22 protein-coding genes are annotated in these 15,045 nt (G+C 60.6%); all 22 read left to right on the forward strand.

Going from position 1 to position 15,045, the window contains the following annotated elements; all coding sequences use genetic code 11:
* Nucleotides 1–42: 42 nt before the first annotated feature.
* Complete coding sequence (locus tag AC4FS3_RS18710; protein WP_491021790.1) at nt 43–1,128, forward strand: hypothetical protein; 1,086 nt, start codon at nt 43–45, stop codon at nt 1,126–1,128.
* 7 nt (nt 1,129–1,135) lie between these two features.
* Nucleotides 1,136–1,363 carry a hypothetical protein gene (locus tag AC4FS3_RS18715; protein WP_491021791.1) on the forward strand — a complete coding sequence of 76 codons (228 nt, stop codon included), beginning with the start codon at nt 1,136–1,138 and terminating at the stop codon, nt 1,361–1,363.
* Between the two features lie 70 nt (nt 1,364–1,433).
* Entirely contained in the window at nt 1,434–1,811 is a 378-nt protein-coding gene (locus tag AC4FS3_RS18720; RefSeq protein ID WP_491021792.1) for a hypothetical protein, read from the forward strand.
* Nucleotides 1,812–1,822: 11 nt separating this feature from the next.
* Entirely contained in the window at nt 1,823–2,365 is a 543-nt protein-coding gene (locus AC4FS3_RS18725; protein WP_491021793.1) for a ClpXP protease specificity-enhancing factor SspB, read from the forward strand.
* 8 nt (nt 2,366–2,373) lie between these two features.
* The gene (locus AC4FS3_RS18730; protein WP_491021794.1) at nt 2,374–4,311 is read left to right on the forward strand and encodes an AAA family ATPase; all 1,938 of its coding nucleotides are present in this window, start codon (nt 2,374–2,376) and stop codon (nt 4,309–4,311) included.
* 44 nt (nt 4,312–4,355) lie between these two features.
* On the forward strand, nt 4,356–4,826 hold the full coding sequence (locus tag AC4FS3_RS18735; protein ID WP_491021795.1) for a hypothetical protein: 471 nt from the start codon (nt 4,356–4,358) through the stop codon (nt 4,824–4,826).
* The gene (locus AC4FS3_RS18740; protein ID WP_491021796.1) at nt 4,826–5,398 is read left to right on the forward strand and encodes a RuvC family protein; all 573 of its coding nucleotides are present in this window, start codon (nt 4,826–4,828) and stop codon (nt 5,396–5,398) included. The genes AC4FS3_RS18735 and AC4FS3_RS18740 overlap by 1 nt, the downstream gene beginning before the upstream one ends.
* Nucleotides 5,399–5,492: 94 nt before the next feature.
* Nucleotides 5,493–6,464 carry a ribonucleotide-diphosphate reductase subunit beta gene (locus AC4FS3_RS18745; RefSeq protein WP_491021797.1) on the forward strand — a complete coding sequence of 324 codons (972 nt, stop codon included), beginning with the start codon at nt 5,493–5,495 and terminating at the stop codon, nt 6,462–6,464.
* Nucleotides 6,465–6,489: 25 nt separating this feature from the next.
* Nucleotides 6,490–8,238: a ribonucleotide reductase barrel domain-containing protein gene (locus AC4FS3_RS18750; RefSeq protein WP_491021798.1), complete on the forward strand. Its 1,749-nt coding sequence runs from the start codon at nt 6,490–6,492 to the stop codon at nt 8,236–8,238.
* A complete protein-coding gene (locus AC4FS3_RS18755) occupies nt 8,239–8,466 on the forward strand; it encodes a glutaredoxin domain-containing protein (protein ID WP_491021799.1) in 228 nt (75 codons plus the stop codon).
* A 68-nt stretch (nt 8,467–8,534) separates the two neighbouring features.
* Entirely contained in the window at nt 8,535–8,939 is a 405-nt protein-coding gene (locus AC4FS3_RS18760) for a hypothetical protein (RefSeq protein ID WP_491021800.1), read from the forward strand.
* On the forward strand, nt 8,936–9,922 hold the full coding sequence (locus AC4FS3_RS18765) for a hypothetical protein (RefSeq protein ID WP_491021801.1): 987 nt from the start codon (nt 8,936–8,938) through the stop codon (nt 9,920–9,922). Before AC4FS3_RS18760 ends, AC4FS3_RS18765 begins: the two co-directional genes overlap by 4 nt.
* A complete protein-coding gene (locus AC4FS3_RS18770) occupies nt 9,915–10,112 on the forward strand; it encodes a hypothetical protein (protein ID WP_491021802.1) in 198 nt (65 codons plus the stop codon). The genes AC4FS3_RS18765 and AC4FS3_RS18770 overlap by 8 nt, the downstream gene beginning before the upstream one ends.
* Nucleotides 10,109–10,552 carry a dUTP diphosphatase gene (gene dut / locus AC4FS3_RS18775; protein ID WP_491021803.1) on the forward strand — a complete coding sequence of 148 codons (444 nt, stop codon included), beginning with the start codon at nt 10,109–10,111 and terminating at the stop codon, nt 10,550–10,552. Before AC4FS3_RS18770 ends, dut begins: the two co-directional genes overlap by 4 nt.
* Nucleotides 10,552–10,704, forward strand: a complete 153-nt coding sequence (locus AC4FS3_RS18780; RefSeq protein ID WP_491021804.1) for a hypothetical protein — start codon at nt 10,552–10,554, stop codon at nt 10,702–10,704. Before dut ends, AC4FS3_RS18780 begins: the two co-directional genes overlap by 1 nt.
* Nucleotides 10,701–11,321, forward strand: a complete 621-nt coding sequence (locus AC4FS3_RS18785) for an AAA family ATPase (RefSeq protein ID WP_491021805.1) — start codon at nt 10,701–10,703, stop codon at nt 11,319–11,321. The genes AC4FS3_RS18780 and AC4FS3_RS18785 overlap by 4 nt, the downstream gene beginning before the upstream one ends.
* 73 nt (nt 11,322–11,394) lie before the next feature.
* The gene (locus AC4FS3_RS18790; protein ID WP_491021806.1) at nt 11,395–11,763 is read left to right on the forward strand and encodes a hypothetical protein; all 369 of its coding nucleotides are present in this window, start codon (nt 11,395–11,397) and stop codon (nt 11,761–11,763) included.
* A 58-nt stretch (nt 11,764–11,821) separates the two neighbouring features.
* Complete coding sequence (locus tag AC4FS3_RS18795; protein WP_491021807.1) at nt 11,822–12,439, forward strand: HD domain-containing protein; 618 nt, start codon at nt 11,822–11,824, stop codon at nt 12,437–12,439.
* A 232-nt stretch (nt 12,440–12,671) separates the two neighbouring features.
* Nucleotides 12,672–13,046 (forward strand): hypothetical protein, encoded by a 375-nt coding sequence (locus tag AC4FS3_RS18800; RefSeq protein WP_491021808.1) that lies wholly within the window; start codon nt 12,672–12,674, stop codon nt 13,044–13,046.
* Nucleotides 13,039–13,269, forward strand: coding sequence for a hypothetical protein (locus tag AC4FS3_RS18805; RefSeq protein ID WP_491021809.1), 231 nt, complete (start codon nt 13,039–13,041; stop codon nt 13,267–13,269). The genes AC4FS3_RS18800 and AC4FS3_RS18805 overlap by 8 nt, the downstream gene beginning before the upstream one ends.
* 20 nt (nt 13,270–13,289) lie before the next feature.
* Nucleotides 13,290–14,222 (forward strand): RNA ligase family protein, encoded by a 933-nt coding sequence (locus AC4FS3_RS18810; protein WP_491021810.1) that lies wholly within the window; start codon nt 13,290–13,292, stop codon nt 14,220–14,222.
* 203 nt (nt 14,223–14,425) lie between these two features.
* Nucleotides 14,426–15,034 (forward strand): hypothetical protein, encoded by a 609-nt coding sequence (locus AC4FS3_RS18815; RefSeq protein ID WP_491021811.1) that lies wholly within the window; start codon nt 14,426–14,428, stop codon nt 15,032–15,034.
* Nucleotides 15,035–15,045: the final 11 nt, after the last annotated feature.

A 15,045-nucleotide genomic window follows, 5' to 3' on the forward strand; every position in this document is an offset into this window, starting at 1 on the left:
AGGTCGGTTGTAAAATCGACCTGATACAAACCAGAGGTAAGCATGACCTATGCCGTTCTGAGCGACATTCACGCTCACTCCTTCACCCTCTTCGCCAAGACGAACCAGCACGGCGTCAATTCGCGCCTCGAGCGAATCCTTGGTGAAATGACCCGCGCGGCCGACCAGCTCCAGAAGCAGGGTGGCGACCGCATGATCATCGCCGGTGACATCCTTCACACCCGCGGTCAGATCGACCCGGAAGTCCTGAACCCGCTGCGCAAGACCATCGAGAAGATCCTGATGATGGGAATCGACATCGACGCCATTCCCGGCAACCACGACCTCAAGTCGGCCGAGACGAGCGAGATTTCATCCTCGATCCAGAACCTCGAACAGATCAGCATCTCCGGCGGCCAGTTCCGCATCTTCAACAAACCGTCCGTGGTCGGCTATGGCACCTACGCGCACGCCTTCGTGCCCTGGCGCAACACCAAGGATCAGCTGCTGATCGACCTGCAGGACATCAAGGACCAGTGTGGCGGCAACGTCTCGGGCGTCGATGTCTTCATCCATGCCGGCATCGACGGCGTGCTGTCTGGTATGCCTGCGCACGGTCTGACCCATAACGACCTCGGCGCCTTTGGCTTCCGGCGCGTCTTCGCCGGCCACTACCACAACTTCAAGGACTTCGGTAACGGCGTCATTTCGATCGGCGCCACGACGCACCACAACTGGGGCGATGTCGGCACCCGCGCCGGGTTCCTGATGGTGGATGAGAATAGCACCACCTATACCCACCACCCGAGCCTCGCGCCGATGTTCGTGGACATCTCCGGTATGACCGAAGAGGACATCATGTTCTCGGCACCCGGCAACTATGTCCGGCTCCGCGGTGCGGCCATGACGAACGAACAGATCAAGGATCTGCGCGAGGAGCTGACGAACATGGGCGCGCTCGGCACGTCCATCGAGGTGCCCCGCGCCGCGCAGGTCGCCCGCTCTGCCCAGCCGGGCAAGGCGATCACCATTGAGCAGTCCATCGAGGCCTTTGTCACCAGCACGCCGCCGACGACCTCCGTCGATCCCGCTGCGGTGATCAAGCGCTCCATCGAAGTGCTGCATGAAACCCAAGCTGTTACCGAGTGAGGAAGAAATGACGTTCCGCAAGCATTTCATCGAAGGCTTCCAGATGAGCCTGAAAGTCTACGCCGTTGGCGCCTGGCTGAGCTGCCTGATCATGCTGGCAGCGCTGGTGTTCGGCATCAGCTGGCCGCCGCTCATCATCGTCGCCATTAGCTTCCTCCTGCTCGGGCTGCCCTGGTTCGCGCTCTATGACGTGCTGGAAGCGCTGATCAAAACCTTCCGCGTCGAGAAGGTCTGATCCCACCCGACCGCTGCTCTGGTTTGCGGTATAAAGTAAGTAAGCAAATACATAAGAGAAGGGTCACCAGATGGCACAGCTTTACACGGTCAGCTTCACCACCCGGTCGCTGGTCAAGAAATACGACAGTAAGGGCAAGATCATCGCCGAGGCGCAGCTGGATAAGCCGGTGACCCTCAGCGCGCTGCCGCACACCACGGCGATGTCCTACCAGAACTGCGACAATTTCACGATCGTTCCCTACGTCATGGAAGATCGTCGCGGCTCGAAAGGCAGCGGTCGCGACGCCTCGGTCGGCAACGGCACGAAGAAATTCAGCCACCAGCGCGCGGCAGGTGTCGTGACCGGCAAGGAGATCGCCTCGGTCAAGTCGGGCGTCGGTGTCGGCAAGTCCAAGATCAACGAAGCTGCAGCATCCGGCAACCTCGCCGCTGCGATCAACGCCTGAAGGAGAGAAACATGGGCGAAGTCATTTCCCTGAGCGATTTCAAGGCCGGCAAGGTCAAGTTCCAGGCGCCGACGATCATCGAGAAGGCGCCTTCTGAGAACGTCATGGCTGGCGTTGTCTCGTCGGTGGCGACCTCGGCGATCGTCAAGAAGACCGGCAACTTCGAGGGCTTCGATTATGGCACCATGATGCGCCGGTCGCTCTGGACGCTGATGTATGCGGTGCTGGCCGAAGCCCGCGTGAACGGTCTGCCGAAGGACAGCGTGATCATGGTCAATTTCTCGACCACGCACCCCGGCGTCGTTCTCTCGAACGCTCTGCGCGAGCGCTTCCCGAAAGACCTGACGATCATGCTGGACGCCTGGTGGGAAGACCTTGTGGTCACCTCCGAGGGCTTCGAGGTTACCCTCAACTTCTCGAATGTGAAGGAGCGCATGACCGTGCCGTTCGATGCGGTGAAGTCCTTCCATGACACGCCGGCCACCTTCGGTATCGGCTTTGGCGCCATCGAGGAAGCTGAAGCCACGCCGCCGACCGCACCCCAAATCGCCTGAGGACTGACATGAAGATCCAGAGCCTGAAAATCGAAAACTTCCTGGTCCTGACCGATGCGACGATCTCGCTCGCGGATCGCGGCCTCATCCTGATCCAGGGTATCAACAACGCCGACAGCTCGGCTGACAGCAATGGCGCCGGAAAGTCCTCGATCGCCGATGCGCTGTGCTGGGCGATCTACGGCACCACGGCGCGCGGTGAGACCGGCGATGCCGTGGTGAATAACAAGACCGGGAAGAACACCCGTGTTGAGGTTCTGATCGACGACGGCGTGCAGTATCGGATCGTGCGCCACCGGAAGCATAAGACGGGCAAGAACGCGCTGCATGTCTTTGCCAGCGATGGGCTGGCCGGCGAGAAAGACCTGACCAAGGGCACCGACAAGCTGACGCAGGAAGTGGTCGACAAGATCATTGGCGCCTCCCTCGACGTGTTCGCCGGCTCGATCTACGCCGGTCAGGAGAAGATGCCCGATCTGCCGGCTATGACCGACAAGCTCCTCAAGGTGCTGATCGAGGAGGCTGCCGGTATCAACGCGCTGGAGCTCGCCTACAAGAAGGCGCGCGAGAACGCGCTGGCCGCCAAGACTGACGTCTCCATGACGGAGAGCGAGCTGAACAATCTGGAGATCGGGCTTGCCAGCTTCGAGCGGCAGCGCGACGAGAATGTCCAGCGCGAGAAGGAATGGGATATCGAGCGCCAGGTGAAGGTCAAGGCGCTGACCGAGCGGGCGACCGACAAGATCAACGCGGCGAAGACCTTTGCTGCGCAGGCGCCGCAAGAGGAGATCGACCGCCTGACCGCCGAGCTTAAGGCTATCGACACGCGGATCGCGCTGGTCGGCCAGGAGCAGACGCAGCTCCAGTCGCTCGCACAGGCAATGATCCGGGCGCAGAACCTGTCCTACAGCTGCGGCCAGGCGGAGCTGAATAACCGGACGGTTGTGCAGACGCTGACCCAGAGGCTTGCGGACGTGGACCATAAGGTCGGCTGCCCGTGCAACGAATGTGGTCGTCCACTGACCACAAGCGAGCTGACGGCTGCGCGTGCGGCAGCCCAGAAGTCGCTGGATGATGCAAAGGCGAGCTTCGTCAAGGCGACGATCGAGGCTGAGGAGGCTGAGAACGCAGCACGCGCCGCTGAGAAGGCCCATGACAGCTTCAAGCTGGGCATGACCGATCTGAGCAAGGAAGTCGCTCAGCGGGCCTCTCTGAGCCTCCAGCGCGATGTTCTGATCGACAAAGACCGCGAGCGGCAAGGTCTCATCGCTGACGCGAAGAACGACATGGCGAATATCCAGACGCTCAAGGCGCAGACCTCGCCGTTCGTCACGTCCATCAGTGGCTCCCAGGCTCAGATCGACAAGATCCGTCTCGGTATCGCGGATAAGCGCGGCGAGCTGAAAGTGCGCCAGGGTCGTCTCGATCTGGAGAACGAGGTCGTCCGGGTGTTCTCGCCGGCCGGTGTCCGCGCGCGGGTGCTGGATGAGGTCACGCCGTATCTGAACAGCCAGACCTCGAAGTATCTGTCCATCCTGTCGGACGGCAACATCACGGCCGAATGGTCCACGCTGACCGTGAACAAGTCGGGCGAGATGAAGGAGCGCTTCGCAATCGACGTGGAGTCGGCGATCAGCTCCAAGACCTTCAAGGGTCTGTCCGGTGGCGAGAAGCGCAAGGTGCGCGTGGCGACAGCCCTGGCGCTGCAGGATCTGGTCTCGACACGGGCAACCAAGCCGATCGACCTGTTCATTGGCGACGAGATTGACCACGCGCTCGATGCGTCCGGTCTCGAGCGCCTGATGATTATCCTCGACGAGAAGGCGAAAGAGCGCGGCACCGTCATGGTGATCTCGCACAACAGCCTCAAGGATGAGATCAAGCAGGTTCTGACCGTGGAGCGCACAGCCTCGGGCGACACCACTATCACCGAGACGGCGGCCTGATGATCTGCTAGGGTCGTGAAGTATCCACTTACTTAGGCGAGAAGATGAATAAGGAAGAACAAGACGATTTGCTGTCCGAGTTCACCGCAAGGCTGGTGCTCCTGGACGCAACCTACGATGTTGACGGCACGCATTCGCTGGTCGTCAAGCGGAGTGACGGCACGTTCCGCAAGAAGCCGGTCGTTGACATGACCTTCTTGCCGAGCCTGATCTATGTCGCCACGAAGGGAGTGATCTTCTGTTTCACGCCTGAGGATCCGCAAGAGGAATGGAACAGCATCGAAGTGCCGTCGTCGGCAATGGACGATGTGTTTCCCCTCTTCCTCGACGACTACAAGGCCTGGGCACAGATGCGCTTCCATGGTGGTGACGACCGGATCGGCCACATCGAGCGCTCGACCTCCGTCAAGGAGCTCACCCAGCTGGTTCTCACCTACGCAGAGGAAGAGGAGAAGGCGGCGCTCAATGTCGATACCTCCGAAATGACCTCTCTGCCCAACTTCGGGATGTTCTGATGTCCAAGATCACATTTGCAGCGCTCGACGGCTCGCTGCGCAACTTCGGCATTGCCAAGCTGCAGTATGACACCGACACCGGCGAGCTTTCTGTCCTCGATCTGATCCTGACCAAGACGGAGAAGTCGAAGGTTAAGGCTGTTCGGTCGTCGTCTGACAACCTGGCGCGCGCGCAAACGATTGCACAGTCCGTCGCCGCATCCCTTGACGGCTGCGCGATGGTGTTTGCTGAGGTGCCGTCTGGCGGTCAGGATTACAACGCGGTGCTCGGATTCGGCATCGTGATCGGGATCTATGCCTCGATCACCGCGCCTATGATCGAGGTCTCGCCTTACGAGACCAAGCTGATCGCGGTGGGCACCAAGACTGCCTCGAAACAGGAGATGATCGCCTGGGCTTTCGAGAAGTTCCCGGATGCACCCTGGCGCACCAAGAAGTCCAAGGGCGAGCTGGTGCCGACCCTCGACAATGAGCACCTTGCGGACGCGGTGGCGATCGGCCACGCCGGCCTCCAGACCCCGGTGTTCAAGCAGATGATCTCCATGCTGAAGGCTACGCAGCTGGCGGCCTGATCCTTTATTTGTGCTTGTGAGTAAGTAAGCACTTACCTATATTGAGAGGCCGCATATAGTGGCCTTTCAGTCACCTCCAACAAGATAGAGAGCCATGTCCCTCCTCCTTCATGCAAATCCGCCACCCGGTCATCCGGGTTATCCCTGGGTCGCTCCCATTCAGGAGGCTATGTGGACCGGCTTCTGGACCTCCGATAAGTTCAGTTTTGACTCCGATATGGTCAACTTCCATCAGGACATGTCGGAAGACCTGCGCGAGACCACGCTGCGCGTCCTCGCCACCATCGCGCAAATCGAAATCAAGGTGAAGAAATACTGGGCCATGCTGGCTCTGCACCTGAAGGATGAGACGATCATCGGCGGCGGGATCACGATGGCCGGCGTCGAGGAGATCCACCACGCGGCTTACAAGAAGCTCTTGCACAAGCTGGGCGTGGCTTCGGTGATCGCGGCGGTAATGGAAGTCCCGGAGATCGCCAACCGGGTCGGTTACCTGACCAAGCACCTGACGCCGATCTACGGCACGAACCCGGGCAAGCAGCTCGCCTATTCGCTGATGCTGTTTACCGGCTTCGTGGAATATGTCTCGTTGTTCGGTGCCTTCGCCACGATCCTGGATATCGAGCGCTCGCAGAAGTTCCTGAAGGACACGGCGCAGCAGGTGAAATACACCCGCAACGAAGAGACGCTGCACGCCATGTTCGGCGCCGGCATCATCAACGAGATGCGCCGCGAGAGCCCGGAGCTGTTCGACGCCGAGCTGGAAGCCAGGATCTACGAGGAGGTCCAGGTCGCTTATGAGGCCGAGGCTCGCCTGATCGACTGGATGCTGGAGCGCTACTCGCGGCCGGATTTCAACCCGACGATCCTGAAAAACTACATCAAGAGCCGCTTCAACGAGTTCCTGATGATGGTCGGCTACGCGCCCCAGTTCGAGGTCGACTCGGAGCTGCTGAAACACACGTTCTGGATGGATGTCGGGGTCTATGCGCCGCCGAAGGTGGATTTCTTCCACGGTGAGCCGACCGGCTACATCCAGGTGTCGTCGGAAGACGACGACTTCTAAACCACCCGAAGAAAGAGGTTATCCGATGGCTCCCAAGCCGCTCGTCACATCGAAGGCAGTGCGTCAGCTGCCTTCCCTCGCAGACCGCGAGGATTACGACTACATCAACACCGAGAGCCAGAAGATCCTGGAGAAGGGCTATATCGACCCGAAGAACACCGGGCCGGTGAAGGATGCCGCGATTGCCCGCGTCAACTTCCTGATTGACCGCGCCGAGGAGATCCTTGGCATCAAGCTGCCGACCATGCGTAAAGGCGTTCGTCGCGCCTGGATCTCGCCCTCCTCGCCGGTCTGGTCCAACTTCGGCACGGCGCGCGGTCTGCCGATCAGCTGCAATGGCAGCTATATGGACGATAACGTGGACTCGATCGTCTACAAGGTCGCCGAGGTCGGCATGATGACCAAAGAGGGCGCTGGCACCTCGGTCTATATGGGTCCGATCCGCGCATCTGGCAGCCCGATCAGCGGCGGTGGCAAGGCCTTGGGGCCGGTTCACTTCGCGCGCCTCGTGCAGGAACAGGTCTCGGTGATCAGCCAGTCGAACGTGCGCCGCGGCAACGCTGCCATCTATCTCGACATTGATCATGGCGACATCGAAGAGGGGCTGAAGATGCGCTCAATCGTCGATGGCGTGAAGCACGAGATCCAGCATCTGTCCTTCGGCGTGGTGATCACCGACGCCTGGATGAACGCGATGCTGAATGAGGCGAAGGGCGGCCCGAAGCGCAAGCTGCTGGTGAAGATCATCAACAAGCGCCTCGCCACCGGCTACCCCTACATCGTGTTCAAGGACAACGCGAACAACGTCCGGCATGATCGGCTGAAGGAGCTGGCGCTCGAGATCCTGGCGTCGAACCTCTGCACCGAAATCATGCTGCCGTCCGGGCCGGATGAGTCCTTCGTCTGCAACCTGTCGTCGCTGAACCTGCTCCACTTCGATGAATGGAAAGACACCGATCTGGTCGAGGAGCTGGTCTACTTCCTCGATGCGGTCATGTCCGAATACATCGAGAAGTGCCGCTTGCCGGGCCGGCGCCTGCTCGCTGATGCTCTGCGCTTCGCAGAACGCTGGCGCGCGATCGGCATCGGCACGCTGGGCTACCACAGCTACCTCCAGCAGAACCTGATCCCGTTCCGGTCGCAAGAGGCCCGCGACTTCAACATCGCAGCCCATAAGCTGATCGGTGAGCGCGCCCTCGCCGCATCCCGCAAGATGGCAGCTGAATACGGTGAACCGAGCGGCATGGTCGGCACCGGGCAGCGTCACCTGACGCTCTGCGCGATTGCACCGACCCGCAGCTCCTCGCTGATCCTGGGTCAGGTCTCCAAAGGCATCGAGCCCTGGGAAGCGACCATCTTCGAGGATGACAACGCCAAGACGACCTTCGTGGTCAAGAACAAGGCGTTCGAGGCTCTGATGAAGGTCAAAGGGATCGACGTTGAGAAGGTCTGGCCGATGATCCTCGCCAATGGCGGGTCGGTGCAGAACCTGCCGGCCGAGATCCTCGACGACCACGAGAAGGCCGTCTTCGAGAGCTTCCTCGAGATCGGCAACGACGAGATCATCCGTCAGAACAACGACCGGACGCCGTTCGTGGACCAGGGTATCTCCCTGAACCTCAAGAACGACCCGGGTGACAAGCTGGCTGATCACGTCCGCTACATCACGGATGCGTGGAAGGGTGGCTCGAAGTCGCTCTACTACATGGAGGTTCTCAGCGAAGCACAGCGCGCGATCCTTCTCCAGAGCCACTGTGCCAGCTGCGAGGCGTAAATGACCTACGTTATCAAGACCAAACCTGGCTGCCCGCATTGCGTGAAGGCCAAGGAGCTTCTGGCCGGCACCGGCGAGATCGTCGTGGAGCATATCTACCAGACCGCGACCGAGATCGCCGACTTCAAGGCTCAGGGGTGGAAGACCTTCCCGCAGGTCTTCCACGACGGCCAGCTGGTCGGCGGGTGTGACGACCTGGAGCGCTACCTCGAAGAACTGGCGTTCTGAATTTCGCAGCCAGGGCGGGTTTCCGCTCGCCCTGGCAGATAAGTAACCACTTACATAAGAGGGCGAAAATGTTCGCTGCACTGAAAGACAAGCTGGCGCGTCGCTGGCTGCATATCGAGCTTGAGGGCTACAAGGCCAAGCTCGATGAACTGGTGAAGATCCAGGACATGACCGCGCGCGAGGCGCAGGGCGCTTACAAGGAGTCCTTCGCCAGCGCCGAAAAGGTCGCTCAGCTCAAGGCTGAGCTGCAAGCCGCGAATGACACCATCCGGGCAATGCGCAGCACGACCGAAGAGGGTCGCCTCACCCGCGAGCGCCGCTTCCGGCTCTATGACGCGATGCTGGTTACCGCCTTGGATGCTCTGCGGAAGATCGCAGACAAGGAGACCGACCACGCCAATGGCACCGTGCGCAGCATGGCAAAGGTCGCGCGCGAAACGGTCGCAGCTCTGGCTAAGGAGCGCGTGGAATGATCCGCTTCACCCATCCCGGTCAGCCGAACATGTTCGCGGAGGTCGTTCTGGCCTCGCGCCACGCCCTGACCGGCCGCACCGTCTACACGCTGCACCTGCGCTATCCGCGCATCATTCACGGCGAGCTGATGACCCACCGGGTCTTCAACCGCAACGCCCGCTCCTCGCGCGCCGTCCCGATCAAGACGCTGCTCGGTGAGATCCGCTCCAGCGCCTTCGTTCCCTGGCACTGGACTGGCGCCAAGCCGGGTATGCAGGGTGTGCCGGACTGGCAGGAGAAGATTCTGATCAAGGGTGCAGCCGCGCTGCACAGCGACAATGACATGCCGGTGGACGCTGAAGCCGCATGGCTCTGGGGTCGCGATATGATGTGCGACCTCGCCGAGAGCTTCGCGGATGCTGACTATCACAAGCAGGTTGCGAACCGTCTGGTCGAGCCCTGGATGTGGATGGACCTGCTGGTGACCTCGACGCACTGGGCGAACTTCCTGCACCTGCGCGACCACCCGGATGCCGAACCGCATATCCGTGACCTCGCGGTGCTGGTTGGCAAGGCTCTGCAGGCTGGCTCTGAGACCGCGCAGGTTCTCTACCCGGGCCAGTGGCACCTTCCTTACGTCACCGGCGCCGAGCTGGCGAACGATCTGACTGTCTGGCGTTTCAGCAGCGCCGCAGAGGCTGTGCTCGACCCGGAAGACGACCTGAACTCCATCGGCAAGAAGGTCTCGGCCGCCCGCTGCGCGCGGATCAGCTACAAGCCCTTCGACGGCAACAGCACCTACGAGAAGGAGCTGGAGCGCTACGATCTGCTGGTCGGCAACGCCGCGGTTCACGCTTCGCCGCTGGAGCACCAGTGCAGCCCGGATGAGGTCTTCGACGAGGACGATGATGGCATCTTCTACAGCCATCCCGAGCTGCATGGCAGCCTGACCGGCTTCGTTCAGCATCGCAAGACCGTGCCGAATGAGGCGATCCATGACTGACAAGCTGGTCGCCACGATCACGGTCGATACCTACCCCGAGACCGGGAAGTTCTACTTCTCGCTCGACGGTGGCGAGACCAAGGTCGGCAACTTTGAAAACGAGGACGCGGCAGTCGATGCCGCATCCGACTTCCTTGGCGAGGCCTTTGCCGGTCTCGCGAAACAATCCCTCTTTGGAGAAGAGAAATGACCAATCCGATCGTTGGCTTCAAAAAGCTGCATGACGCCGCGAAGCTGCCCGACTATTCGACCACCGAGGCCGCCGGCGCCGATGTGCGCTCGGTAGAGGAGCTGATCATTTATCCCGGCCACCGCGCCCTGGTGCCAACCGGCCTTGGCTGCGACATTCCGTCGGGCTGGGAGATCCAGGTCCGGCCGCGCAGCGGTCTGGCGTTCAAGAACGGCATCACCGTGCTGAACGCGCCGGGCACCATCGACAGCGACTATCAGGGCGAGCTGGGTGTGCTGCTGATCAACAACGGCAACGAGCCGTTCAAGATCAGAGTGGGTGACCGCATCGCGCAGATCGTCGTCGCCCCCGTGCATCAGGGTCACTTCTGCTGGAGCGGCGGTTTCGTGCGCGAGACCACCCGCGGCTTTGGTGGCTTCGGCTCGACGGGGGTCGTGTGATGTGGGAGCTCGGCTTCAGCTTCAATCCGCTGAACTGGTCGTTCAGCTGGGGCGGTGACGCCCTGAATGAGAATGACATCGTGATCGGCAAGGTGTGGGCCATCGGTCCCATCTCCGTCTTCCGCCTCTACAACGGAGGATCGCTCCTGTGATTTATGGTCTGGCCGGTGCGTCAGGCACCGGCAAAACCACGCTCGGGAAGGCCGTCGCTGAACGCCTGGGAATCCGCTTCCAGCCCACCTCGATCACTGAGCTGGCGCGGTCCTGCGGTTACGAGGCGATCGGCAAGCTGACGCTGAAAGAGCGTCTGGTCCTTCAGGAGAAGATGCTGGCGAAGTTCATCACCCAGCTGAAAGAAATGAAGGACAATGTGATCCTCGACCGCACTCCTCTGGATATGGTTGGCTACATGATGGCAGAGGTTCACATGCACTCAGCGAGTGAGCTGGCCCCGGAGGAGATGGCTCGGATCGAAAAATATGTCAGGTATTGTCAGGGAGCGACCATGAGCTACTTCGACCATACCTTCCTGATCCCGCCACTGCCCACCTACACCGAGGCGGAGAACCGGCCCGGCTGGAACCCCGCCTACCAGTCGAACGTCAACCTTTTGATCCACGGCGCCGCCGTCACCGCGCCGCGTCACATCCGCTTTACGCGGATGATCACGACCGATCTGGAGTCCCGGGTCGCCTATGTCACCGACTTCCTTAAGAACCGTCTCGAGGAAGTTGCTCAGATGAAGTGCAGCTCCAAGCATCTTCACTGACAATCCCATGCGACAAACTCTCGTCTGTCGCGTAAAACATAAGTAAGCACTTACCACACCAGAAAGGTTTACCATGCCCACCGTCAATGAAATCGCACACCGCGTCTCCCGCCGCAAAGCTCTGATCGCCCAGCAGACGGCAGAGCGTGAGGAGCGCGCCGGTAAGGAGCTCGAGCTGATCCTCGACAAAGCGAACGTCCTCGCCAAAACCAGCATCCAGCTGCGCGCGGTCCTCGCCAATGTCGATGGCGTTCTGTCCTCGATCGCCGCCCTGGCCGCCAGCAACGTGGATGTCTCGGACGTCCTCACCGGCGAGTTCCTGAATGCCTTCGAGGCCATCGACCAGACCTTCGCCGGCGTCTTCGTGGAACTCGACAAGGCCGTGGTCGTCGAAGTCGCGCCGCTCGGCGTCGTGAATGAGTGCGACTGCGCCGCGGGCTGATCAGCCCGCGCAAGACAGAGCCCGGTGGTCGTCACCGGGCTCAACACAGGAGAGAATGATGAAGCCCGAAGAAATCTTCATGCACACCGCGTCCGGTCGGAAGGTCTATCCCTTCGCTATGACCGTCGACCAGGTGGACATCAAAACCATCGCGCGCCACCTCGCCTGCCAGTCGCGCTGGCTTGGCGCCACGCAACACCGCTTCCTGCGCAACCGGATCAGCTATTCGGTCGCCGAGCATTCCGTCTATGTGGCTGATTTCGTCAAGCGTGAGCTGGGCCGGCCGGATCTGGAGTTCGACGCGCTGATGCACGATGCGGCCGAGGCCTATATCGGCGACATGATCCGGCCGCTGAAATACAGCCCCGCCTTCCATGACGTGTTCAAGGCCCTCGAGGAGAAGGTCGAGGCGGTGATCGCCCAGAAATACCAGCTCAGCTTCCCCATGCCTCCCGAGGTGAAGGTGGCCGACGATGCTGTCTGCGCCGCTGAATGGGAACAGATCGTTCCGCGCGACCCCGGCGAACAGTGGGGCCATGCCGTGATCACGAAGGACGGCCGGCCGGTCCAGGCTGCCAATATCGGGATCGCGATGCTCTCGCCTTATGAGGCGTATGACCTGTTCATGGATCGCTACTCGCGTTTGCGCGCTGAGCTGGAGTTGAGTGCAGCCTGATAAGATCCCAGCCGATCTGCTCGCTCGTTATTGCTACCGTGTTGATAAGCAATAACGAGCGAGCAGATGAAAAATCGGACGGATCACAAGAGGAAGAATTTTTGGCTGAGGTTTGGCTGCGTGATTTGCGCCCCAACAATCGTCGTGACGATCTTTGTGAACACCTCTTTGGGTTTCACTTTGGGTCGAGAAATTTTTGAGCGAGCCTCAACCTTAATCAGCGAGAAAAGAAATGATCGGATGGTTTAAGCGGAAGTATCAGGAACACAAGAAGTTCGAGGCTGCATTGCAGCTGAAGGAGCAGACACGGCGTCAGGAGGCGATCGAGGCTGAGTCCAAGATGGCGACCGCCGAGATTATCGTGACATTCTTCGACAGAGGTCCGCACACGCGGACGATCAGACGTGATGGTTATGGCCGCAAGTGGAGCTACGCGGATTACATCATCATTCATGCTGAGAAGGAGCTGCGCTCCGACTTCAGGAAGATCGCGGCGAAGTTCTGCACCGAAGGCGTGACCGTTAACGGCTGTCACATCCCGGCGCACCGCATCCGCTCGGTCGATCTGACCAACGTGAAAGTCCTGCCGAAGGCCGACAATGGCTGACGACTGGCCCTCCCTCAACGCTGAGCTGACCCGAAAGACCACCGAGCAGCTCCAGGTGTGGGTGAACCGATATGAGAACGGCGTCGTCGGAATTTCGACCATGCTCTCCATCGTGTCGGTCCTCTATGACACCACCTCCGGTCTGATCGAGCGGGATGTCTCCACGCTCCTTGCAGACCTTCACCGAGACCTCATGCGGCAGGCTGCCGCGCAAAGTAAGTAAGCGCTTACAGAAGGAGCGACATGCAAAAGTTTCCCAGTATCGAGAGTTTCGCGCACGTCTATCGTGACGCCGCGCGCGGCCTGACGGTTCGTCCGAAGATCAAACTGCACGGCACCAATGGCGGCATCCGCGTCGAAGGTGACAGCGTGATCGCGCAGAGCCGCAATAATGACCTGATCGGCACCGACAACGCTGGCTTCGCGGCCTGGGTGGCCTCCCAGAAGAACCTCTGGGTTTCGTCCGACATCGACGGCGCCGTGGTGTTTGGCGAGTGGGCCGGGTCGGGTATCCAGCAGAACGATGCTGTGACCAAGATCGGTAAGCGCGCCTTCTTCGTGTTCGCCATCTATTACATCGAGGCGAATCTGATGCTGACCGAACCGGATCGGATCCGTATGCGTCTGCACCACCTGCTGCAGGACGTTCATGTCCTGCCCTGGGCTGATGATGCGGTGAAGATCGACTTCACCAATGCCGGCACCGTGACGGATCGGATCAACGCGACCGTCGAGGCGATCGGCGAGGTTGACCCCTACATCAAGGCGACCTTCGACGTTGAAGGCCCGGGCGAGGGGCTGGTGTTCATGCCCGAAGCCAGCGGCACCCTTGAGCAATTCACCCGCAACACCTTCAAGGCGAAGACCGAGGCGCACCGCGTCAAGAAGTCGGCAAAGGCTGTGTCGTCCAAGATCGACGTGCCGGCTGACGCGGTGGACTTCGCGCTGACCTTCGTAACCGAGGCCCGGCTGCAGCAAGCGCTGACCGAAGCCTGCGAAGGCTCCCGCGATCCCAAGCTGACCGGCGCCTTCATCAAGTGGATCTCGACCGACATCCACAAGGAGAGCAAGGTCGAGCTTGAGGCGATGGGCTATGAGTGGGGCCAGGTCGCCAAGTTCGTCGTGACCAAAGCCCGCGAGTGGTATCTCGCACCTCCCGTCGCGCTCGCTGCGTGATCCCGCAAGACATTCGTCGTCTGCTGCGTTAGAAAGTAAGTAAGCACTTATCAACTATAGGAGCAGACGATGCGTGTCACCGAAGAGATGAAAACCCGAGACCCGGTTGCCCGCGCATTGCGCACGCCGCGTTTCCGCACCCGAACCGTCGCAGATCAGCGGCGCCGCACCGGCCGGAAGGCCAAACACAAGAGAGAACCAGAATGACCAATATCAACGCTATCGCCGCTGCCTCGATCGCCGAAGTCGGCCGCATCGGCGCTGAGATCACCGCCCTGCAGGAAGCTGCCAAGCAGCGCCGCCAGGAGGCTCTCGGCCCCTTCCTCGAAGCACTGGCCGCCTCGGGCGAAGTCTCGCTTATCACCGTCAAGGGTTACACGCCTGGCTTCAATGACGGCGAGCCTTGTGAGCACTCGGCCGACTTCTACGTCAACATCGCCGGCCACGAGAGCGATGAAGTCGGCGGCTATGGCTTCAACGGCAGCTTCCCGACCTTCAAGCGCGTCGATGAAAACGGCGACGAGGAAGAGCTCGACGCCGAGGATCTCTACGCCCTGCTGGAGCGCACACGCAGCTACAATTCCACGACGCGCGAAGTGGAAGATGTGCCGGGTGCGCTGGAACACAACCGCAAGATCGCCGCTGAAGTCGGCCACGTTTATGACCAGCCGTCGGAGGAGGTGATCAAGGCCATCTCCTCGCTGATCTATGACACCGCTGAGGAAGACAACGGCACCGATTACTTCGTCGTCTACGTCCTGAAGGACGGCAAGTTCGAGGTGATCACCGGCGACTACGAGTGCGGCTACTGAGCCGCACCTTC

This window comes from Pseudogemmobacter sp. TB195 (assembly GCF_058313095.1).